This is a genomic window from Mycobacterium sherrisii, assembly GCF_002102355.1.
Lineage (GTDB): Bacteria > Actinomycetota > Actinomycetes > Mycobacteriales > Mycobacteriaceae > Mycobacterium > Mycobacterium sherrisii.
This window is the reverse complement of sequence record NZ_LQPT01000084.1, coordinates 102,913-124,731: the sequence shown is the minus strand read 5'-3', so window position 1 is coordinate 124,731 and position 21,819 is coordinate 102,913. Positions and strand designations below refer to the sequence as shown.

Below are 21,819 nucleotides of genomic sequence, written 5' to 3'. Positions count from 1 at the left end.
ATACCCAGCATGGGCGACAAACTTCCCGGCCGATTAGCGCAGCATCCGACGGTGCGTACGGTGCGCGGACGGCAACCGCGCCGGCCCGGCATTCTCGACGCCGACTGGCTGCGCGAGATCTGCCTGGACGCCGGCGCCGACGACGTGGCGTTCGCCCGGGTGGACGACCCCGAACTCGCCTCGGAGGTCGAGCATGTCGAGGCGGCGTTGCCCGGAACCAAGAGCTACATCTCGCTGGTGGTCAAGATGAACCGCGACAACATCCGATCTACCGCCCGCAGCGTCGCCAACCAGGAGTTCCACCGCAGCGGTGAGCTGCTCAACGAGACAGCCCACCGCGTCGTTCGCCGACTGCAAGACGCCGGTTACCGAGCCCTGAACCCGTCTGCCACCTTCCCGATGGAGATGGACAACTACCCGGGCCGTATCTGGGTGGTCGCGCACAAGCCGGTGGCCGTGGCGGCCGGCCTCGGCGTAATGGGAATCCACCGCAACGTGATTCACCCTAAGTTCGGCAATTTCATCCTGCTCGGCACCATCCTGGTCGACGCCCCGATCAGTCGCTACGGCCAGCCATTGGATTACAGTCCGTGTCTGGAGTGCAAGCTGTGCGTCGCGGCGTGCCCGGTCGGGGCGATCGGCAAGGACGGCAGCTTCGACTGGCTGGCCTGTTCGACACACAACTACCGCGAGTTCATGGGCGGCTTCACCGACTGGGTGCAGACCGTGGCCGATAGTACCGACGCAGCCGAGTTCCGTTTGCGGGTAACCGATTCCGAAAATGCATCGATGTGGCAGAGCCTGTCGTTCAAGCCGAACTACAAGGCCGCCTACTGTCTGGCCGTCTGCCCCGCCGGCGAGGATGTCATCGAGCCCTATTTGGACAACCGGAAAAGCTTCCTGGACTTGGTGCTCAAACCGTTGCAGGACAAGAAGGAAACGCTCTACGTGTTGCCGAACTCCAAAGCGAAGGAGTACGCGGAGCGTCGCTATCCGCACAAGCGGGTCAGGGTAGTCGACGGTGGACGGCCTCAGCCCTCCGCGACTCCGTAGGCGCGGGCGATGGCGGGGGAGTCCAGCCACCCCGAGTAGGTGGGCCGCGACGGCCAGCCCTCGGGCGAGTCCAACCACTGCTCTTGCCGACCCCACGGCAACACGTCGATGAGCCCGAATGAGTGACTGAGTTGCTCGGTGCCCCGCCCGTTGGTGTGCCAGGTCCGATACACCGTGTCACCGTCGCGCAGGAACACGTTGACCGCAAAGCCGCCGCCCGGTGGCGCGTCCATGTCCGTCCCGAACGGGCTCTGCGCCGACGAATACCACTGCATCCGATTGCCGACCTTGCGCCGGTAGGCGAGCGCGTCCTCAATCGGCCCGTTGGTCACGATGACGAAGCGGGCGTCGTAGTTCTCGAGGAACTCCAGCCGGGTGAACTGCGACGTGAAGCCGGTGCACCCGGCGCACTGCCACTCGGCGCCGTCCGACCACATGTGGTGGTAGGTGATGAGCTGGGATCGCCCGCCGAACACCTCCACCAGGCGGATGGGTCCGTCGGGCCCGACGAGCGTGTAATCGGGCAACTCGACCATCGGCAGGCGGCGCCGCTGCGCGGCGATCGCATCGAGTTCGCGCGTCGCCGCCTTCTCTCGGGTGCGCAACTGGTCGAGTTGGGTGCGCCAGGTGTGGTGATCGACGATCGGCGGCAGGGCCGCAGGACTCGGTGACATGAGATCCGCTCCTCAATGTTGACTTGCTGGTCTGACTCGCGGGCGGCCGGAAATTCATCGCCGGGACACTAGCCCGATGCTGAGAACTTCCTTCGAATCGGGTTTGCCGCATGCGGCCCCGGGCAACTATGTGCAGACTTGAGAAGTCATGCGGGGGGGCCCTGGGTCCAGAAAGGCAAGAATTCATGACTCAGGAGATGATTCCGAGGGTTGACGACGCGCAAGTTCGTTACGACCTGTCCGACGATTTCTTCCGGTTGTTCCTCGATCGGACTCAGATTTACAGTTGCGCATATTTCGAGCGCGACGACATGACGCTGGAAGAAGCCCAACTCGCCAAGATCGATTTGGCGCTGGCGTCGCTGGATCTACAGCCGGGCATGACGCTGCTCGACGTCGACTGCGGCTGGGGAACCACGATGCGGCGCGCGATCGAGAAATACGACGTCAACGTGGTGGGGCTGACATCGTCCAGCGACCAGGCCGCTTACGTACAGCAGTCATTCGACGAGATGGACACCCAGCGCAGCAAGTGGGTGATGCTGCAGGGCTGGGAACAGTTCGCCGAGCCCGTCGACCGAATCGTCTCGATCGGGGCGTTCGAGCACGGGCGTTACGACGACCTCTTCGAAATGGCCTACGCCGTGCTACCCGACGACGGCGTCATGTTTCTGCACACCGTCACCGAAGTGCCGACCCCGGCTCCGGTCGAACAGCGGGCGGAACAAGCGGGTTTCACCCTGACCCTGCGCGAGACGCTGCAGCCGCATTACGCCAAGACGCTCGACCTGTGGACCGAGGCGTTGGAGGCGCACAAGGACGAGGCCATCGCGAGGCATTCCGAAGAGGTCTACCAGCGATACCTGCACTTCCTGACCGGTCGGGCCAACGCGTTCCGCACCGGCCAGATTGATGTCACCCAGGTGACCCTGGAAAAGGACTGACCGGCCGCGAACCCGCGGACAACGACACGGTCAACGAGTCCATAACGATTCGCCCATCACCCTGGTCGGCTCCGGCAGCCAATGGGAGGGTGGTGCTCGTGAGTGTTCATGTCGACGCGCCGGCGTGCCGCCCGCGCACGCAATGGATGGACAGACCACCACAACGGTGTGCACGTGGTCACTGGCTGCTGCCGGGACATATGATCGTGGCGACAATTCCCTGTTCGTGCGGCCGGCACATCTGCTGGGAATGTGAGTGCGGCGCCGCTGCCTACGGCCCGCCGCTGGCCCCGTCCTGCAGTCTTGCCACCGGTCGCGGATCGGCTCCCGTGGAGCTGACGGCGACGAAAACCCTGACCTGAGCCGACTTTCGGTCACCTCGTCACCACGGCGGACCGGTAGTTCGGCGCCCAGGCCTGCTCGAACACGGCTTGGGGAACCTGCTCGTCGCGGCCGGCCGAGATGCCGCTGTCGTTGAGATGCACCACCCCGGCCCTGGTGTCGACGCCGGTGACGACCACAAAGTGGTTTCCGATGTTGCGGTTGCCCGGCCGATTCCAGATGGTCTCGGCGTTCACCAGGGCGATCACCTTGCGTCGCTGAGCCAGATCCCTTTGCACCGCAGCGATGTCCGTTTGGATGTTGTCGGCCCTGATCCAGTAGTGCCACAGCAGCAGCGGTAGGTCCCTGATGTCGGTATTGCCCGGCGGGTGCCAAATCGGTCCGGAACCCGTTGCGTTTGGCAGTTTTCCGGCCAGCAGGGTGATCTGCTGCTCAGCCGGCTGGTGCCCGGTGATTTCGCCGACGACATCGGCCACGGCCATCTCTCCGCAGTCCGACGCATGTTGTTGGCGCCAGAAGGGCGCGGCGGCCGCGGGGTCCCCGTACATGCCCGCCTCGTGGTCGGCGTCGGGGACCGGCGGGCCGGGGGCGGCGTGGACCACAGTGGCCAGGATGAGCGAGGCGGACGCGGCGGCCGCGAGAATGACGGCGACGCCGCGCACCACCACCGCGACGATGGCAGTCGTGGTGCGCTTCATGGGCATCCTTTTCTCGAGCCGCGGCGGCGGCACGCTGCTGTATTGAGAAAAGGGTCGGGAGTCGCCCTCTTGGGAGCATTAAACGCCGAACTTTGCGCGAAGCACGGCGTAACACGCACAGATGTTGCCGTCTTGAGACGGACCCGCTCGCCGCGGGGGCGCAGCCGTTTGGGTAATCGTTGTCCCTTGTCCGCCGGTCCACCCCAGGTGGCAGCGGCGGTTCACCGTGCCGAATCCCATTGCGAAAAGCCGAATTGTCTTTGGCCGCAACCGAAATACTGCCATGATCGAGCTCATGGCTGAATCATCGGTACAGGCGAAACTATCTTCAACAGCCCTGGTGATATGGCGATTCATCAGGACGGCGCCGCTCACCTACGGCTGGCTGTCCGTGCTGCTCATCACGACGATCATCCAGGACGGACTCACCGGACGGCAGCGGCATTGGCTACTCCTGCGGCACTCCACCGATATCTACCACTTGAGTACGGACCCGATCAGCGTCCTGGTCTCGAGCCTGTTGTGGATCGACGGCAAGAACCTGCTGCCCTACCTTGTGTTCTTTACGTTGATCCTCGCACCCGCAGAACACTGGCTTGGCCGGGTGCGTTGGCTGGCAGTTGGACTGACCGCCCATGTGGTGGCGACCTACCTCAGCGAAGGCATCCTGTACCTGGCGATCGAGCAGAATCAGGCGCCGGAGCGTCTGGTGCATGCGCGTGACATCGGGGTGAGTTACTTCCTTGCCGGGGTGGCGGCGGTGCTGGTGTACCACATTGCTACGCCGTGGCGTTGGGGCTATCTTGGTGCGCTGCTGATCATCTTCGGATTCCCGCTGTTGACGATGAACTTCACCGTGCTGAACTTCACGGCGATCGGTCACTTCACCGCGCTCCTCGTCGGGCTCTGCTTCTACCCGGCGACCCGACGGCGCACCGCTCGCCCGCTGAGCCCGGCCCTGCTGGGGGCCGTGCTGCGACGACGTAGCTGACAAGCCGGCCGTTGCATGCTCGCAACGCGAAAATCGCACCGTTGATGCGCATGTAACAAGTTTGCCATCGAAAGTTCCTAAGGTGGGGCGGTCCCGCCTTCCGCCCGCGAAGGCCCCTGATGTCCGCAACGTGTGCCCAGCGAGAGGAACTCCATTGAGCGGTAACGCAGTCCGCCTGCAGGCGATCAACAACGTCGAATCATACGTCCCCCCGGCCGTCAGTTTCGTGGCCGGAGAGACACCCGGCGAGGTCTTCGGCTCGAACGTCTTCACCAAAGCCGAAATGCAACGGCGGCTGCCGAAATCCGTGTACAAGTCCGTCATTGCCACCATTGAGAAGGGCGCCAAACTCGACCCCGCGGTCGCCGATACGGTCGCGGTCGCTATGAAGGACTGGGCGCTGGAGAAGGGCGCCACCCACTACGCCCACGTGTTCTACCCGATGACCGGTTTGACCGCCGAAAAGCACGACAGTTTTCTCGAGCCCATCTCCGACGGACAGACACTGGCCGAGTTCGCTGGCAAGACCCTGATACAGGGGGAGCCCGACGCGTCGAGTTTTCCGTCCGGCGGGTTGCGGAGCACCTTTGAGGCACGCGGATACACCGGCTGGGATGTCACTAGCCCGGCCTACGTTTTGGAAAACCCGAACGGCAACACGCTCTGCATTCCAACGGTTTTCGTGTCGATGACCGGGGAAGCGCTGGATTACAAGACCCCCTTGCTGCGCAGCCAGCAGGCCATGGGGATCCACGCCGAGCGAATCCTGACGCTGTTCGGCCACAAAGACCTCAACAAGGTGGTGTCGTTCTGCGGGCCGGAGCAGGAATACTTCCTGGTGGACCGGCACTTTTTTCTGGCGCGGCCGGACCTGATCAACGCCGGCCGCACGGTGTTCGGCGCCAAGCCGCCGAAAGGCCAGGAGTTCGACGATCACTACTTCGGCGCGGTGCCTGAACGTGTCCTGGGCTTCATGATGGACACCGAGCGGGAGCTATTCAAGCTCGGCATCCCGGCCAAGACCCGGCACAACGAGGTCGCACCCGGTCAGTTCGAGGTCGCGCCGATGTTCGAGCGGGCCAACATCGCCTCCGACCACCAGCAACTGCTGATGACGATCTTCAAAACGGTGGCCAAAAAGCACGGCATGGAATGCCTGTTCCACGAGAAGCCGTTTGCGGGCGTGAACGGATCGGGCAAGCACGTCAACTTCTCGGTGGGCAACGCGGAGCTGGGTTCGCTGCTGGTCCCGGGCGACACCCCGCATGAGAACGCACAATTCTTGGTGTTCTGCGCGGCCGTCATCCGGGCGGTACACAAGTTCGCCGGGCTGCTTCGAGTGTCGGTCGCGTCGGCGACCAACGACCACCGGCTGGGCGCCAACGAAGCGCCGCCCGCGATCATTTCGATCTTCCTCGGCGAACAACTCGCCGACGTATTCGAGCAAATCGCGAAGGGGCAAGCCACCTCGTCAAAGGGCAAGGGCACCATGATCATCGGGGTAGACACGCTGCCCCCGCTTCCGACCGACGCGGGCGACCGCAACCGGACCAGCCCCTTCGCCTTCACCGGTAACCGGTTCGAGTTCCGTGCACCGGGCTCGGGCCAGACGGTAGCGGTCCCGATGATCGTGCTCAACACGATCATGGCCGACTCCTTCGACTACATGGCCACGGCTCTCGAGCAGGCCGTCGCCGATGGCGAAGACTTCGACAAGGCGGTGCAGAAGCTGCTCACCGAGGTCATCACCGAACACGGCGCGGTGGTGTTCAACGGGGACGGATACTCGGAGAACTGGCAGATCGAGGCGGCCGAGCGCGGCCTGCCGAACCTGAAGACGACGCTGGACGCCATTCCGGAGCTGATCAAGCCGGAGGCGGTCGAGCTGTTCACCAAGTACGACGTGTTCAACGAACGTGAGCTGCACAGCCGCTATGAAGTCCGGTTGGAGCAGTACGCGCTGACCATCGGGGTCGAGGCGAAGTTGGCGCTGGAAATCGGGACGACGGTCGTCCTGCCCGCCGCGATCCGCTATCAAACCGAGCTCGCACAGAATGTTGCCACCATGAAAGCGGCCGGTATCGAGCCCAGTACAGCTGCCCTGGAAGCCGTTTCGGGGCCGCTGAACGATCTCTCCGCGGCGCTAACGACCTTGTCGGCGGCCCTGTCCAAGCACTCGGCGCAGTCAGCACTGGATGAGGCCACCCATGCCCAGAAGTCCCTGCTGCCAGCGATGGACGCCGTCCGCGCCGCCGTGGACGCGCTCGAAACCGTTGTCGCCGACGATTTGTGGCCGCTACCGACCTACCAGGAGATGCTTTACATTCTCTGAAGCCGGTGCGGATATTCCTGTGGGAACGGCCATGCTGCATGCCTCGCCCCGACCGGTTAGGTTTCAATTACGGAGGTAGTCCGGTCAGGGGAGAGCATGGCGTCATTCGACGACCGCGAGCGACGGGCCGCGGAGCTGGCGGCCTACCAAGCGCTCTGGAATCTGTGGCGGTGTCCGTCGCGCTCGGCACCGACCACTGAGAACTGGAAAACGGCCTGCCGGATGCTGCAGACCTACTACACCGTCACCAAGGCGCGCCAGGACCGTGCCGCCTGCGAAATGCGCATCCACTACCTGCAGGTCGTCGAGCCGTTGCCGCAACTCGCGGACTTCGTGCCGCCGCCGCACTACTATGGGGTGGCCGACGCCCAGCACCAGCTGGCTCAGGTGCGCCATCAGTACCAGCTCGCCCGGCTCCGGCATCCGGTGCGCGACCAACAGCGGCGCAAAGAGCTCGAGACAACAAAGGCGCTCTATACGGCGATGCAGCTCGCCGAAGCGAGGGAACGCGCCGCCGAGACCACGCGCCGGCGTGAGTGGCAACGCAGCCGATGGCCCAAAGACGTTGTCCTGGACCGGGAAATTTACGACCTCGACGGCATCGCCGCCCAGGTGGAGCGGCAGAACGCGAACATCGCATCCCGGGTGGCCGCGCTGCGCCAGCTGCTCCGCGCGGGACTGGGGTGGCTGGCGGGCGACGTGACCATACCCCGCGGCGCGGCGCACAATGCCGACGTGGCGGGCCGGGTAGAAACCGCGCTGGCGGCAATCCCGTTGCCGCCCAACATCGTTCCCGCCGTGACCGTCAGCTATTCGCAGCCCCGGCGCCAGTTGACGGTCGAATATCAGCTGCCGGGCGCCGATGTCGTCCCGAAGGTCAAGGCCTACCGGCACGTCAAGGCGCGCGACACCGTCGTTGCGACCGCGCGACCGGCTGGGCAGGTAAAGGCGTTGTACGCCAGCATCATTGCCCAGCTCACTGTGCTGGCCCTGGCCACCGCATTCGCGGTCGACGACACGCGTTGCTTCGATGTGGTGATCTTCGACGGCGTTATCGAAACGATCGACCCGAGCACCGGCGAATCGCAGCGGCCATGTCTGGTCAGCGTGCGTGCCGACGCGGGCGGCTTTGCCGCGCTGGACCTCTCCAGCAGCGATCCGTTCGTGATCCTGCAACGACTTTCGGCCCGGATGTCGCCGAACCCGACCGAGTGCGTACCGGTGCGGTCGTTGGCGCAGTGATCGCCGCCCACGCTACCCGAGGAGCTTGGTGAGCCAGGTCGCGTCCTGGTAGTTCACCGCTTTGCTGCCGTCCCAGACGAACGGTGTGCCGGTGGCGTTGAGGCCCGCCAGCGACGTGTCGCCGGCCTCGGCCTTCGCCTTGGCGGTGGCGACGTCGTCGCCCGCTTTGATGCAGTTGATCACGGTGGCGTCGGCGCCGGTGGTCTTGGCCAGTTGTGCCAATTCACCGTCGGTGCGATCCTCGGGCGCGCCCTCTTGTGGCTGGAAGTTGCTGGCGAACAGGCCGGAATAGAAGGCGAGGTAGATTTTCGGGTCGTTTTGCGCCGCGACGCAGTACGTCGCGGCGACGGCACGGGTCGAATAGTTTTTGCTGTGCGACTTGTCGTCGAGAAAATTCAGCAGGTGATAGCGCACCGCGAGTTTCTTGTTGGTGATCGCGGTTTCGATGTCACCGGCGTTGGAGCGGATGAAGCTGCCACACGGCGGGCAGATGGGTTCGTTGAAAATGTCGACAGTGACGGGCGCGGTCGAGCTGCCCACCATCACACCGTCGTCGAGGATGCGGAGTTCGACCGCGTCCGCGGCCGGTGGTGCCGTCGTCGACCCCGACCGTCCCGACGAGCGCCACGGCTGGGCGACGACGAGAACGGCGCTGACCAGCGCCACGACCACGAACGCCGCCAAGCCGACGAACAACCAGGCGTTACGCACCCGACGGGGTGCGGGCTGGCCCCACGGGGGAGTCACGGTGCTCGCCGCATCTGCGGTGCCCCAGCCATGAGTACCGGGCCAGCCCGTCGGCTGCGGGATGGCTCCACTCGGTGGTAGGGGGGACCCGGTGAGCGATGCGGGCCACCCCGGGCCCGGCGACGGACCCGCCATGGCGGGTGGCGCGGAGGCGAAATTGGCCGGGGACTGCCCGGCGTAGGCGGCCGGCAGCTCGGCCTGACTGCGCTGCAATATGTCCGTGGCCCGGTCTTGATCGGGAGTGGCCAGCGCGGCGTACGCCGCCGCGGAGAGATCGCCGCAAGTGGGATAACGATCCAACGGATCCTTGGCCATGCCGCGCGCGATCACCCGGTCGAACGCGGCCGGGATGCCGGGCCGCGCCACGCTGGACCGGGGGATCGGCTGATGGAGGTGTGCGCTCATCACGCTGACCTGATCGCCCTGGTACGGCGGAGATCCGGTCAGGCATTCGTACAGGACGCAGGCCAGCGCGTAGATGTCGGCTCGGTAGGTCACGTCACCGTCGCTGAACCGTTCCGGCGCCATGTATTTGAAGGTTCCCACCGTGGTGCCGAACTGTGTCAGCTTCTCGTCGGAGGTGGCGCTGGCGATGCCGAAGTCCACCAGGTACGCGAAATCGTCCTTGCTGATCAGGATGTTCTCCGGTTTGACGTCGCGATGCGTCACGCCGGCAGCGTGCGCGGCGTCCAGCGCGGAGGCGATTTGGCGCACGATGGCCACCGTCCGCGGCGGCGACAGCGGCCCGTAGCGACTCAGGATGGTGGCCGCATCCAGGCCGTCGATCAGGCGCATGTCGACATAGAGTTGCCCGTCGATCTCCCCGTAGTCATGGATGGGTACGACGTGGGGCTCCTGCAGCCGCCCCGCGGTGCGGGCCTCGCGCTGCATGCGGGTGCGGAAGACGCGATCGCTGGACAGCGCCTGCGACATCAGCTTCAGCGCAACGATGCGCTCCCGTACCGTGTCCTCGGCCTCGTAGACGTCGCCCATCCCGCCGCGGCCCATCAGCCGCCGCAAAAGGTAGGGCCCGAATTGTGAGCCCTCCCGCGAACCCGCGGTGTCACCCATTGCCGACTCCTCCGTACCAGGCATAAGGCTAATAGTTTGGGCCAGCCAGGGGCATGGTGAAAAGAAAGAATGCCGAATGATTCAATTCCCGGGCCAAAAATGCCTCGGGCGGCGGCAACGTCCGGTTAGCGGCGTTCCTCGTCGCCCGTTCTGGGCTCGGTCAGGCCCTCCCTGGATAGCGCTCGCAGGAAACCGTAGGCATGCAGGCCCGTCTTGCCGGGGTTTTGGCCAATCCATGCGCTGATGTTGCTCAGCGCCGCGGCCAAATCCGTGCGTTTGATTCGCACCAGATAAGTCAGCCGGTCGTCGTCGGGATCGTCGCTGGAATTGGCCACTGCGACGGGATTTTTGAAAGCGTATGCAATGCCATGCACGGCATCATGGTTGAGCGCCCAGCGAAGTTCATTGGGCCGCAATCCGTTCACCGCGATATTGCGGTAGCTCTCATCGTCATGTGAATCGCTCACCGGGTCGACGGTCCTCCTCCCCACGCACGCGCAAGCGGCTGACGGCGGCCTGAAGGCAATGGCGCACAGCCGGTTCGACGGGTGTTCGACCCAGGGTCATCGTGTCGCCACCCCGACCTCGCCCGGAAACTGCCGCATCACTCCACCGTGGCACAGCACGGTGTGGGGCGCCATTTGAACCGGCCCGCGCCCGGACTCCGCTGCGCCCAGGCAACCGTTGCGAGCCTTCCGGTTTCGGACATCCGCCGGCGCGAACGTCATACAGTAAGCCCAACTGGAGGACACATGAGCGAACGCATCGAAGCCCAGCGCACGATCTCGGCCGCGGCGCACGACATTTTCCGGCTGCTCTGTGACCCGCAAGGCCATGTCGCCATCGACTCCACCGGCATGCTGCAGGATGCGGACGGGGATCCGGTCGCCGCCGTCGGCGACGAGTTCGTCGTGCACATGGACCGCGAAGCACTCAACGACTATCCGCAACTGGGTAAATACGACGTCACGGTACAGATCACGGAGTTCGACCCGGACCGGCTGATTGCCTGGACGGTGCTCGGTCGGCTACGCCCGCAGATCGGGCACGTCTACGGCTTTGCGCTCACGCCGACCGACGATCCCGCCGCCAGCGTGGTCACCTCGTTCTACGACTGGTCGCAGATCGACCCGGCCTGGCGGGAGGCCAAGATTTTCCCGGTGCTGTCCGAGAACGCACTGCGCGCGACGCTCGGAATCTTCGATCGCACCGTTCGCCGCGGCTATCCGCGGGTGTAGCGGTCAGCGGCAGTACTTCAAGAACAGATAGTCGTCGTGGACCAACGCGTGTTCGAGTCGCAGCGTGGCCGGTAAAGCCAGCGACGAGGGCTGCTGCCGGTGACCGATCGGCTGACTGGCGGCGAGCTTGGGCGCCAGCGTCACGCACACCTCCTGAACCGCGTCGGCAGCCACCAGTTCGTCGAGCAGTGTCGGACCGCCCTCACAGAGCACGCGTGACAATCCGTGGCTGCGCAGCAGCGCAACGGCCGTCGCGACATCGACGGAACGCTCACCGGCCACCAGCACGCCGCAGCGTGGGTTGCCGGTGCGGTCATGGCGCGCCGCGGTCTCGGCGCTGGTGACCAATAGCGGCGGTTGGCTCGGGTCGCTGACGAGCCTGGTGGGAAGCTCAGCTGTCCGGCTGATCACCGCGACCGGCGGCGGCTTGAGCTTTCCGCCCCGCCGGCGTGCGGCATGTTGGGAGTCGCTGAGTTGCACCGGCCCGTAATTCTCGGCGCGCGCGGTCGCGGCGCCGACCAGAACCACGTCGGCGAATCCTCGCAGGATCCGCAGCAGCTCGCGATCGGTTTGCGACGACAGCGGCCCGGTGCGGCCCCCGAACGCGGCGGCGCCGTCGGCGCTGTAGATCATGTTGGCGCGCACCCCTTCCGGCGGCTCCGCGTAGAACGACGCAAGCTCGTCGATGCCGGAGACGGTGCCCACACGGACCATGCTGTTCTGCTGGTGGCAGCGATCAGAGGTTGTCATCGGTCAGGCCTCGTGGCCCGGTTCGAGGGTGCGGACATCACCGAAGGACACCCACTGCTCCAGTTCTGCTGGCGGGTCGCCGTCCAGGGGTTGGAGCAGGTGCCCGACGTGATCACCGAGGGAGAACCGGTCCACGATTTTCCCGACGAACCAGGCGGCCGCGTCCTCGAGGATGGGCAGCTGGGCGGGACCGACATGCCAGCGGCATCGGGCGAACTTGTCGGTCCGGTCACCGGTGTGGCTGCCGAAGAACTCGACGACATCGATGTGTTCGACGTCGAACACGTGTACGGCCAAATGGGTGGCCTGGGCGGCCACCCGGTACGTGTGGTTTTGCGTCGACAGGCCGACCAGGAATCGCGGTGGACGGATGCTCGCCTGGCAGGCGAAGCCCACCAGGCAGCCGGCCGCGGTGCCGTTGGCCTGCGTGGTGACGACGAACATCGGATAGTTGAGCAGCGCCACCAATTTCTCAAAAGCACTAACCCCCGGCTCGCTCACCCGCTCACTATTCCCGTTTGTTCCGGATCGGAATCACGCCGACTGCTATGGCCGCGGCGTTGCGCCGCGGCAGTGCGGGCCGGCATGTTCGACATTCGCGTATCTGGGAACCCTGCGTGAAGCCAAGTACCCAGGAGCGACGGAAATGCAAACTGACGAGCCGGTATTGGAGCGACATCTGCTGGCGCAACGCATGGCCGAATTATCCCGTAGCATCGCGGCACCACGGCGGACCGAGGACGTGTTGGCGGAGGTCACTACCGCCGTTGTCGAGCTGATTCCCGGAGCTGACAGCGCCGGGGTGCTGCTGATCGGCCCGGGCGGCCAGTTCGAATCCGTCGCCGGCACCACGGGCCTGCCGCACGAGCTGGACGAGCTGCAAAGGAGCCTGGGCGAAGGGCCGTGCATGCAAGCCGCGCTGAAGGAGACCTTGGTGCGCACCGACGACTTCCGCGAAGAGACGCGCTGGCCGAAATACAGTGCCGCGGTGACCGAGGTCGGCGTGTTCAGCGGACTGTCGTTCAAGCTGTACACCGCGGATCGCACCGCCGGGGCGCTCAACGTCTTCGGCTTCCGGCCCCACGTGTGGGATGCGGACGCCGAGACGGTCGGCATGGTGTTGGCCGCACACGCCGCCGCCGCGCTGGCGGCCAGCCGTGAGGGAGAGAACCTGCAGTCGGCGTTGCTGACCCGCGACCGCATCGGTCAGGCCAAAGGCATCATCATGGAGCGTTACGGCGTGGACGACGTGCGCGCCTTCGAAATGCTGCGCAGCTTGTCGCAGGAATCCAACGTGCGCCTGGTCGACGTCGCACAACGGGTTATCGACACCCGCAACACCTGAGTGACCATGCGTCCCTTACGGCGGGCGCCCACGAAAAGCCATTCCCCGCAACGTTTATCGAAGCGGATTATTCGTCCGGATCCCGCGGTACATGCCCCACCGAACGAGGCCGGGCATCACGATGCGCTGAACCGGCCACGGCGGAATGCGGAACGCGTGCCCACTGGGCAAAAACACCTCCAGCCCATTGGGCTGGATGCCCACCAACGAACCCCACCGGCGTCCCGGCGGCCGAAACGACCGCAGCCGGCGGCCGCTGAATTCGGCACGGATGTTGTGGGCGACCAGAGCGTCCCCGCGATTGCGCGCCGAGCTGCGCTGCGGATCGCTGGCCGCGACGTCACCCACGGCGAACACCCCGCGGTGGCCCGGCACTTCCAGTTCCGGCGTCACGCGAACAAAGCCCTGCTCGTCGAGAATGTCCGGCGGTAGCCAGTCGGTGTTCGGCCGCACCCGGCCCACCGCCCACAGCACGGCATCTGCCACGGCCGGCGGTTGTCCGGTGCTCCACCGGACGGGTTCACTCGTGATGTGCGGGTCCGCGGACCCGTTCGCGATGATCGCGCGGTGTCCCGGGTGCACGCCCACTTCGAGTTCGGCGAGCCGGTTCCGGATTCGTTTCCAAATCCGTGGGTGATACCCGATTAACGCGTCTGCTCCCGGAAAATACAGGTCAATCCGTTTCGTCGGCCAGGTGGTGGCCAGGTTGACGGCGCTGCTGACCGCGGCCGCGCCGCCGCCGATGACGATGATCGACCCGGCGACGGCCAGGCGCTGGTGTTTGGCGTGCAGGTCGGCGCCGACATCGGCGCCTGACTGGATGATGGGTTGACGCCAGAAGCCGTTCGTCACGCCGGTCGAGATCACCAGCGCGTCGAATCCTTCGGCGATTGCGGCCCCGTCACTGCCCCGGGCGAACACGGTCCGGCCGGCCAGGTCCAGCCCGGTCAGCTCGGCCTGCACCGTGCGCACCCGGTCCAGACCGCGGAATCGGTCAAACGGTATCCAGTAGTCGCGGGCCCAGTCACCCGGGCGGGACAGCCGCACGCCGAGCTCCTGGCCGCTGACCAACGCGTCCTTGACGGAGATTCCCACGACGTCGGCGTGCTTTGCCAACCGGATCGCGGTGAGCAGGCCAACGTCGCCAAGACCGGCGACCACAACGCGCTTACGTGCCGTCATCGTCCCGAATTCCGTTGCGCTGCAGGCAATTCCGTGCGGGGGGTCCACGAGTGGACCGCGGCGAGATCCATGCGGGCCTCCTTGCCTGCAATGCCCGGACGACCGGCGCCTCGGTCGCGGATCGGCAGCACTGTAACACGTTCTATTCCTGCCGGGGAGGAAGCCGTCGGCCACTAATATGGGCCAGCGGCGCGCACCACGACGGGCAGAAAGGAACGGATCTTGTCGACCTTCGTCACCATCGGGCAGAACCGGCAGGCGGTCTTCCAGCAGGCGCGAGCCGACCACGACTTGCCGGCCCGCGAGCCGAAGACCAACACCGCGCTCAGTCACCTGCTCACCGAGGAGTTGCACCGGCGCCTCCTTTCGGCGGCCATCAAAGATCGCGGGTAAGCCAGAAAAGCCGAGACGCCGTGGTCAAGCAGGAGCACCTGGTCGAGTCGCGACTGCGTGCCGTGGTGCGCGCGACAGCGCGGGCGTCTGCGCCGCGTCCGGATGCGGCCAGGAGGGCCGCCCAAGATCTGCAGCTACGCCTGGGGCCGGCCGTGTGCGCCGAGATCCGCTGGGCGTTCACGCCGCCACGCACCTGGCTGATGGGTGTGCTGGCCAATCTGGTTTTCGCCGTCGGCTGGCTGGTGGTGCAGCCGCTGACGCCGGGCCGCCACCAGGACTGGGTCATTTTGGTCGGGACCTACTTCTCGTCGTGGGTCCTTGCCGATGTCACCACTACCAACCTGCTCGGTGCCGATCACTACCGCGTGCAGCAGGCCTTGTCCGACGGTGTCCCGTTCTGGCGGGTGCTGTTGATCAAGAACCTCGCGCTGCTCGTCATTGTCGGATTGCCCACCCTGCTGGCCGCGGTGCTGTTGACGCTGTGGATCGAGTCCCCGCAGCGCCTGGCCATCACGATTCCGACGGTCGCGGTTCCCATCGTGTCCTGGCTCGGGCTGGGTAACCTGTTGTCGGTGTTGCACCCGGTCGGTGTCGAGCCGCTGTTGCGTCGGTGGCGACAGCGGGATGACGGTCGCCGCGTGCGCGGCTGGATCACCGCGTTGATGTTGCCCTATGTCGTCTACTACTTCGCGGACCCGATGAACGGGGTCGAGCACCGGGTGTTGTGGACGCAGCTTCCCGCGATGATCTGGCCGGTACTCGGCCGTGACACGAAAAGCTTTGTGCACCTTGTTATCGCGCTGGCGGTCTGGGTGGTCGGAAGTGCCGCGGCAGTGCTGTGGGTGCACCGGCGCGGTTTGCACATCCGGTGAGGGTCAGACGCCGGCAACCGCTTTCAGCAGCGCCACCGACCGCGCGATCGATTCCTCATCGTCGCCGAACGGGGATGCGATCAGCTCGTCGACACCGGCGGAGCGTAGTTCCTCGATGCGGTCGGACACGGTGCCTTCATCACCGATCACGACCGCGTCTTCGGGGCTGGCATAGCCTTCCCGGTCCAGCATGGCCCGATACGACGGGAGCGTGCCGTAAAGCCGGAACTGCTCGGCGGCACGCGCCCGCGCGCCGGCCACGTCATCGGTAACACAGAGCGGTATCCCGGCGGCCACTCGGACTGCTTCGGGGCGGCCCGCCTCGGCCGCGGCGTCGCGCAGCGTCGGACCGATGTGGTTGGCCAAGGTCTTCGGGCCGGTCATCCACGTGATCGTTCCCGCGCACCGCCGACCCGCCAGCCGCAACATTTGTGGACCCATCGCGGCGAGGTAAACCTCTGGTGCCGGGGCGCCCGCAATGTCAAGCTCGCCGCGCGTGGTGACCAGTTCCCCGACGGCGTCGGCCTTTTGACCTGCGAGCAAGGGCAGCAGTCCGTCCAGGTACTCGCTCATGCGTCGCACCGGTTTGTCCCATGGGATGCCCCACAGCTGGGTGCTAATGCCCGGGTGATTAACCCCGAGGCCGAGCTTGAACCGCCCCCCGGCGATCGCGTTCAGGGTCAGTGCCCGTTGTGCGGTCAGCATCGGATGCGCGACTTGGATGGGCAGTACCGCCGAACCCAACTCGACGGCAGGAACCTCGCGCAACGCAACGGCCTGTGCAGTGAATAAGTCAGCGTCCCAAGGTAATTGGGCGGACCATACCGCGTGAAACCGGCGTCGGCGAACCGCGCGATGCTCTGAACGTAGGTATCGATGTCCCATTGTCCGGTTCGCGCTCCGAGAGCGGCAAATACTGACAACTGCACCGTGTGCTCCTTCTTGTGTCGTGAACTCAGCCGAGCAACGACAGCCGGCGCAGGTCATCCGCGTACTTTCCGATCAGTGCCGGCGAGATATGCGGGATGTCGTGGTCGGGCCCGATCTTGCCCGCGCGCACCGCCGCGCGGAACGCATCGGTCGGGGCGGCGGCGCCCCGGATCGGCTTCTCCGGCTTCCGAAATGCGTGCAGCAGCGGCAGGACCGAGTGCTGGCGTTGGTGTTCGGGCAGACCCGTCAGCGCGGTCTGGAATCGGTCCAGCCACACGCCGTAATCGGGAATGCGTTGAATGTCGTGGCCGGCGCGAATCAGCCAGTCCACGAACACATCCACTGACACTCCGTCGTCGTGGGGGTTCATCACGTCGAACGACCGGTACCCATCGGTGATCCCGGCGCCGATGGCGGTGATGGCCTCGGCGACGAAGTCGACGGGGAGACCGTCGTAGTGGGCGCGGGCCCGGCTGCCGAGTCCGTCATCTTCGTAGAACGAATGCGGCGCGATGCCCGTCACGAGCAGGCTGAAGATCAATCGGGAGAACATATCCGGGACGTTGACCTGGCCGTGGTATCGGGTATGGGCGAGCAGCATGTCGGAGCGGAACACCGCGACCGGCAGGCCGCACAAGTCGTGGGCCTCTCGAAGCAGCACCTCGCCGGCCAACTTGCTGTTGGCATAGCCGTTGGCGTAGTCGTCGTTGATCGCCCGGGTAGGGCTGATCACGCGGATGTCGCCATCCTCGACAAACTCACCGGGCGCCGCGCTCATCGCCACCGCAATCGTGGACAGATAGCTGACCGGTTTGATCCGGGTGGTAAGAGCGAGGCGAATAACCTCTGCTGTACCAACAACATTGGGTCCAAACAACTGGTCGTATGGCAGCACATGGTTGACCAGGGCCGCCGGATGCACGATCAGGTCGACGGTGTCGGCCAACCGTTGCCAGGCGGCGCCGTCCAGGCCCAGATCCTGCTCCGCGATATCACCGGCCACCACCTCGAGGTGCGCGGTAAGCTCGCGGAAGCGGTGCATCAGCGCCGGATCGCCGCTGTCGAAAGCGTCCGCCAACCGGGTTCGGGCCTCGTCGGCGTTTCGGCCGCGCACGATCGTGATCAGTTTGCCGCCCGGCACGGAGAGCCGCTGCAGCCACTCCAGCGTCAGGAACCGTCCCAACCACCCGTTGGCACCGGTCAGCAGGACCGTCTGCGGCGTGCTCGTGGCCCGCGGCAATGACGGTGCGGCGTCCAGAGTTTGGGCGTCGAGGAACTTGTCCAACGTCAAGTCGGCGGCGGCAATCGCGGTCGCGCCGCGGCCATGCACCGCCACCGCGGTCGGGCGCTGGCTGACCGCGCCGCGTCGCGCCTCGATGTAATCCGCGATCTTGCCGATGTTGTTGGCGGGGCTGGTGATCACCGAAACCGGAACCTCGACGTCGAAGATTCCCTCGAGCAGATGCGAAAAGCTCAACGCCGACAAGGAGTCTCCACCGAGGTCGGTGAAATGGACGTCGGCGGTGGCGCCGGACGTGCCGAGCAGAGCACGGCAGGCCCCCGAGAGGGTTTCCACCACCGGACGGTGCTCGGCGCTTTCGCGCAGCGCCCGGATCTCGTCGACCTGCGCGGCCGCGATGTCGGTGTAAAGTCGCTCGAGTTCCTGGCCGTAGCGGTCTTTGAGCCGGTGGCGAAGCTGCTTGCCCAAGCCGGACAGCAATCCGTTGTCGGCGGTGAAGGGCTCGGTTTCGAGGATGAAGTCGACGGGCACCTCGTAGGACTGCAGCTGCGCGGCGGATCCGCTTTGCTGAAGTGACTGGTGTAGCGCGGTTTTCAGCGCCGCGCTGTTGCCGTACTCGGCCAGCGCCTCGGGCGTCGGCACGATCACCGCCAGCAGACTCGGCCGTTCGCTGTTGCCGTAGATGAAGATCTGTCGCACCAACGCGGCGGCGGCGTACACCGATTCCAGCGTCGCCACCGCAACGAATTCGCCCTGGGACAGCTTGAGGACGTTGTTGCGGCGATCGACGTAGGTCACGCGGTCGGGTTCGATCTCGGCGACGACGTCGCCGGTCCGGTAGAAGCCATCCTCGTCGAAGACCTGCGTGGTGAGTTCGGGGCGTTTGAAATAGCCGGGCGTCATTGTGTCCGTCTTGACCAGCAATTCGCCCCGCGGGTACGGCCGATCGGTGCCGAAATAGCCGAGTTCGGGGACGTCGACGAGCTTGTAGTCGATCACCCGCTTGCGATTGATCATGCCGTCACGGGCGACGATGCCGGTCTCGGTCAGGCCGTACCCGTCCGTGATGTGGGTTTGAAGTACCCGATCCAAGAACGACTTCATCTCGCCGGACAGCGGCGCGCTGCCGACAAAGCCGCCCAGCACCCGGCCGCCCAACACCCGCTCCCGCAGCTCGTCCGCGGCGTCTCGCTCCGCGGTGGCGGAATCGGCGCCGTCGGCGATCCCGCGGTCGATGGTGTTGCGGTAATGCTGGTACAGCATTTCGGCCACCCGTGGCACCATCCCCAGCTCGGTCGGCCGCACCAATGCCCAATCGTCGAAGAGGCTGGAAAGGTCGGTTTCCGGGACGAAGTAGCTGGTGCCCCCGGTGAGGAACGCCGACGCGAGCGGCAGCCGACCGCCGATGTGGTTGAGCGGCATGAAGTTGACGTTGATCACCGGCAGGTCGCCCGGCAAGAACGATCCGGATGTCCAGATCTTGGCGACCATCCGTTCGGTGTACATGGCGCCCTTGGGTGTCCCGGTGCTACCCGAGGTGTACATGATCATTGCCAGACGTTCGTCGGTGTCGTCGGTGAACGCCGGGCCCGCCGGCAGGCCGCTGCCGCGCTCAACGGTGTCATCGACGGTCGTGACGGCCACGCGAGCCCCGTTGCCCTGCAAACGAATACATGCCTTCTCGAAGTCTTCCCGCTGTTGGTCGACATCGGGTCGATAGTTGAACACCATCAGCTGCCGCAATGACGAACTGGTCAACGCGGATTCGGCTGCCAGATCGAGGTATTCGGCGCTGACCGCGAGAATTTTCGGTTCACATTCCGCCATGATCGGCCGCAGTCTGGACACCGGCGCGTTGTGTTGCAGCGGCACGGTGACCAGGCCGAGGTAGGCGCATACCATGTCGACGACCAGGTAATCGGCGCTGGAGAACCCGACCGTCGCCACGACATCGCCTGGGAGGACCGGGTTCTCGGTGTCGTGCCGCCAGGCGGCGGCTATCGCGCGTACCCGGTCCCATAGCTCGCGGTAGCTGACCGTGTCGAAGCGTGGCCGCAGCCGGACCTTGGTCCGGCCCGTTGTATCGGTGACCAATTCGCGGGCACGTTCGCCCAATGCCGGCCGGTCGGCGTAGCCTTCGACGATCGTCTGCAGAATTTCGGTGAGCCGAAGATCCGGCGCACACGCCGCCCCGGTAACCGCGGGCAGCGGGGTGGCGGCGCGGAACTGCGGGTCGGTGTGGAACAGTTCGCCCGCTCGCCGGGCCAGTTGCTCGGCCTGGTCGTCCCGGATGTCGGAGATGGACAGGTCGTGAAGCGGACCGCTCGTCATGGGGGTGTCCTTCCGTCTTTATCTGTTCTTCGAGGCAGAACTCCGGCCGGACGAGTTGGGGTGTACGCCCTCGGGTGTGACCTTGGTTACTCCTCAGGACATGGACGGATAGTCCGTATAACCCGTCGCGCCACCGGTGTAGAGGAATTGCATGCGCGGCACGTTGAGTTCGGCGCCGTCCGTCCAGCGGCGCACCAGATCGGGATTGGCGACGTAGGCACGCCCGATGGTCACCGCGTCGGCGGTGCCGTCGGTGACGACGTCGACCGCCTGCTCGCGGGTCGTCGTGGTCTGGAACGCGCGGTTGAGCAGGAGGCGATCCGGCCAGCGGCGACGCAACCAGGAGAAGATCGGGCTTTCGGGGGCCACCCGCACGTGCAGGTACGCCAATCCCAGATCGCGGGCGTTCTTGGCCAGGATCAGGTGGGCCTCGAGGTCGGGCTCGTGGATGTCGTTCTCGGGGTTGCCGGGGGAGATGCGCAAGCCGACCCGGCCCGGTCCGATCGCGTTCGCGACTTCGCGAATCACCTCGCTGGGCAGCCGTGCGCGGTCCTGTGCGGACCCGCCGTAGGCGTCGCGCCGATAGTTCGCGTCATAGCTCAGGAATTGGCTGAGCAGGTAGCCGTTTGCCGCATCGATCTCCACGCCGTCGGCTCCGGCGGCCCGGGCGCGGCGTGCGGCCGCGACGAAATCGGCGATCACGTCCTGTATTTCGCCGAACGTGAGTTCATCAGGAATCACGAAGGGCCGGTTGCCGGTGGCGGTGTGCACGCCGCCGGGCGGTTTGACCGCCGAGGGCGCCACGGGACGCTCGCCGCCCAAAATCTCCGGGTGCGAGATCCGCCCAGAGTGCATGAGCTGCATGACGATTCGACCGCCGGACGCATGAACGGCTTCGGCGACGCGCTCCCATCCTGCTTGCTGCGCGGCGGTATGCAATCCGGGCTGGTTGGGATACGCCTGGCCGCGCGCCGACGGAAAGGCACCCTCGGTGATGATCAGGCCGGCACTGGCGCGCTGGGCATAGTACTCGGCCATCAGCCGGGTGGGGACGCCGTCGTCGGTTGCACGGGTCCGCGGTATCGGGGCCATCAGGATTCGGTTGGGCGCGTACAGCGCACCGAGCTGGAGCGGGGCCAGTAAAGGATGGCCGGGACGCAGCAACCGCGGCTCTGTTGCGTCATCGGCCGCGAGGGCCAGGAAGAAGGGTTGTCTGAGACCGGCAACAGCGAATCTTCGAGCCACGATTGTCCGTACCTTTCGTCGGGTTTTGCCCTGCCACGAGATACGGACGCCCGACTGCCCCGTTAAACGTGCGGACGACCTCTATGGTGTAGTCGGCCGACCGTCCCGGCTACGACACATGTCCTATCGCCTAGGAGGAGCGTCCTAGGACGCCCGGGGCATCGGCGCGGCGGCCCTGTCCCGGCCAGCGGTCAGTGTG

General features: G+C 65.6%; 18 protein-coding genes and 1 pseudogene. 9 read left to right on the top strand and 10 right to left on the bottom strand.

Features of this window, described 5'->3' with window-relative positions:
• Positions 1-9 precede the first annotated feature (9 nt).
• Entirely contained in the window at positions 10-1,053 is a 1,044-nt protein-coding gene (locus AWC25_RS17410) for an epoxyqueuosine reductase (RefSeq protein ID WP_069400635.1), read from the top strand.
• Here AWC25_RS17410 and AWC25_RS17405 read toward each other — a convergent pair.
• Positions 1,032-1,727, bottom strand: a complete 696-nt coding sequence (locus tag AWC25_RS17405) for a DUF899 domain-containing protein (protein ID WP_069400634.1) — start codon at positions 1,725-1,727, stop codon at positions 1,032-1,034. The two genes, AWC25_RS17410 and AWC25_RS17405, sit on opposite strands and share 22 nt — an antisense overlap.
• 185 nt (positions 1,728-1,912) lie before the next feature.
• Here AWC25_RS17405 and AWC25_RS17400 point away from each other — a divergent pair, with 185 nt between their 5' ends.
• Positions 1,913-2,671, top strand: a complete 759-nt coding sequence (locus AWC25_RS17400) for a class I SAM-dependent methyltransferase (protein ID WP_069400654.1) — start codon at positions 1,913-1,915, stop codon at positions 2,669-2,671.
• Between the two features lie 374 nt (positions 2,672-3,045).
• On the opposite strand, the gene AWC25_RS17395 is transcribed toward AWC25_RS17400, so the two are convergent.
• The gene (locus tag AWC25_RS17395) at positions 3,046-3,711 is read right to left on the bottom strand and encodes a cysteine peptidase family C39 domain-containing protein (protein WP_069400633.1); all 666 of its coding nucleotides are present in this window, start codon (positions 3,709-3,711) and stop codon (positions 3,046-3,048) included.
• 295 nt (positions 3,712-4,006) lie between these two features.
• On the opposite strand from AWC25_RS17395, the gene AWC25_RS17390 reads away from it, so the two are divergent.
• The 3 genes from AWC25_RS17390 (at position 4,007) to AWC25_RS17380 (ending at position 8,276) form a co-directional block, all read left to right on the top strand.
• Positions 4,007-4,702 (top strand): rhomboid-like protein, encoded by a 696-nt coding sequence (locus AWC25_RS17390; RefSeq protein ID WP_069400653.1) that lies wholly within the window; start codon positions 4,007-4,009, stop codon positions 4,700-4,702.
• Between the two features lie 154 nt (positions 4,703-4,856).
• Entirely contained in the window at positions 4,857-7,034 is a 2,178-nt protein-coding gene (locus AWC25_RS17385) for a glutamine synthetase III family protein (protein WP_069400632.1), read from the top strand.
• A 96-nt stretch (positions 7,035-7,130) separates the two neighbouring features.
• Positions 7,131-8,276 (top strand): hypothetical protein, encoded by a 1,146-nt coding sequence (locus AWC25_RS17380; protein WP_069400631.1) that lies wholly within the window; start codon positions 7,131-7,133, stop codon positions 8,274-8,276.
• 12 nt (positions 8,277-8,288) lie between these two features.
• On the opposite strand, the gene AWC25_RS17375 is transcribed toward AWC25_RS17380, so the two are convergent.
• Together AWC25_RS17375 and AWC25_RS17370 are read right to left on the bottom strand one after the other, a co-directional pair.
• Complete coding sequence (locus AWC25_RS17375; protein WP_085167170.1) at positions 8,289-10,094, bottom strand: serine/threonine protein kinase PknE; 1,806 nt, start codon at positions 10,092-10,094, stop codon at positions 8,289-8,291.
• A gap of 125 nt (positions 10,095-10,219) precedes the next feature.
• Positions 10,220-10,561 (bottom strand): hypothetical protein, encoded by a 342-nt coding sequence (locus AWC25_RS17370; protein ID WP_069400629.1) that lies wholly within the window; start codon positions 10,559-10,561, stop codon positions 10,220-10,222.
• A 285-nt stretch (positions 10,562-10,846) separates the two neighbouring features.
• Between AWC25_RS17370 and AWC25_RS17365 the strand changes: the two genes are divergently transcribed.
• A complete protein-coding gene (locus AWC25_RS17365) occupies positions 10,847-11,332 on the top strand; it encodes an SRPBCC family protein (protein WP_069400628.1) in 486 nt (161 codons plus the stop codon).
• Between the two features lie 3 nt (positions 11,333-11,335).
• On the opposite strand, the gene AWC25_RS17360 is transcribed toward AWC25_RS17365, so the two are convergent.
• Together AWC25_RS17360 and AWC25_RS17355 are read right to left on the bottom strand one after the other, a co-directional pair.
• A complete protein-coding gene (locus AWC25_RS17360) occupies positions 11,336-12,082 on the bottom strand; it encodes a pyrimidine reductase family protein (protein ID WP_232327044.1) in 747 nt (248 codons plus the stop codon).
• 3 nt (positions 12,083-12,085) lie between these two features.
• Positions 12,086-12,526 (bottom strand): flavin reductase family protein, encoded by a 441-nt coding sequence (locus AWC25_RS17355; RefSeq protein ID WP_276049129.1) that lies wholly within the window; start codon positions 12,524-12,526, stop codon positions 12,086-12,088.
• Positions 12,527-12,728: 202 nt separating this feature from the next.
• Between AWC25_RS17355 and AWC25_RS17350 the strand changes: the two genes are divergently transcribed.
• Positions 12,729-13,427, top strand: a complete 699-nt coding sequence (locus AWC25_RS17350; protein ID WP_085167168.1) for a GAF and ANTAR domain-containing protein — start codon at positions 12,729-12,731, stop codon at positions 13,425-13,427.
• 54 nt (positions 13,428-13,481) lie between these two features.
• Here the strand turns inward: AWC25_RS17350 and AWC25_RS17345 are convergent, their stop codons facing one another.
• On the bottom strand, positions 13,482-14,609 hold the full coding sequence (locus AWC25_RS17345; RefSeq protein ID WP_069400624.1) for an FAD-dependent oxidoreductase: 1,128 nt from the start codon (positions 14,607-14,609) through the stop codon (positions 13,482-13,484).
• A 222-nt stretch (positions 14,610-14,831) separates the two neighbouring features.
• On the opposite strand from AWC25_RS17345, the gene AWC25_RS27025 reads away from it, so the two are divergent.
• Together AWC25_RS27025 and AWC25_RS17340 are read left to right on the top strand one after the other, a co-directional pair.
• The gene (locus tag AWC25_RS27025; RefSeq protein WP_198166657.1) at positions 14,832-15,002 is read left to right on the top strand and encodes a hypothetical protein; all 171 of its coding nucleotides are present in this window, start codon (positions 14,832-14,834) and stop codon (positions 15,000-15,002) included.
• A 53-nt stretch (positions 15,003-15,055) separates the two neighbouring features.
• Positions 15,056-15,874 carry a hypothetical protein gene (locus AWC25_RS17340; RefSeq protein WP_085167181.1) on the top strand — a complete coding sequence of 273 codons (819 nt, stop codon included), beginning with the start codon at positions 15,056-15,058 and terminating at the stop codon, positions 15,872-15,874.
• Between the two features lie 3 nt (positions 15,875-15,877).
• On the opposite strand, the pseudogene AWC25_RS17335 reads toward AWC25_RS17340, so the two are convergent.
• From AWC25_RS17335 to AWC25_RS17325, 3 genes and pseudogenes are all read right to left on the bottom strand, one after another.
• Positions 15,878-16,803 (bottom strand): annotated as a pseudogene (locus AWC25_RS17335) (TIGR03564 family F420-dependent LLM class oxidoreductase).
• Between the two features lie 26 nt (positions 16,804-16,829).
• Positions 16,830-20,375 (bottom strand): carboxylic acid reductase, encoded by a 3,546-nt coding sequence (gene car / locus AWC25_RS17330; RefSeq protein WP_085167167.1) that lies wholly within the window; start codon positions 20,373-20,375, stop codon positions 16,830-16,832.
• A 93-nt stretch (positions 20,376-20,468) separates the two neighbouring features.
• The gene (locus AWC25_RS17325) at positions 20,469-21,620 is read right to left on the bottom strand and encodes an alkene reductase (RefSeq protein ID WP_443677276.1); all 1,152 of its coding nucleotides are present in this window, start codon (positions 21,618-21,620) and stop codon (positions 20,469-20,471) included.
• Positions 21,621-21,819: the final 199 nt, after the last annotated feature.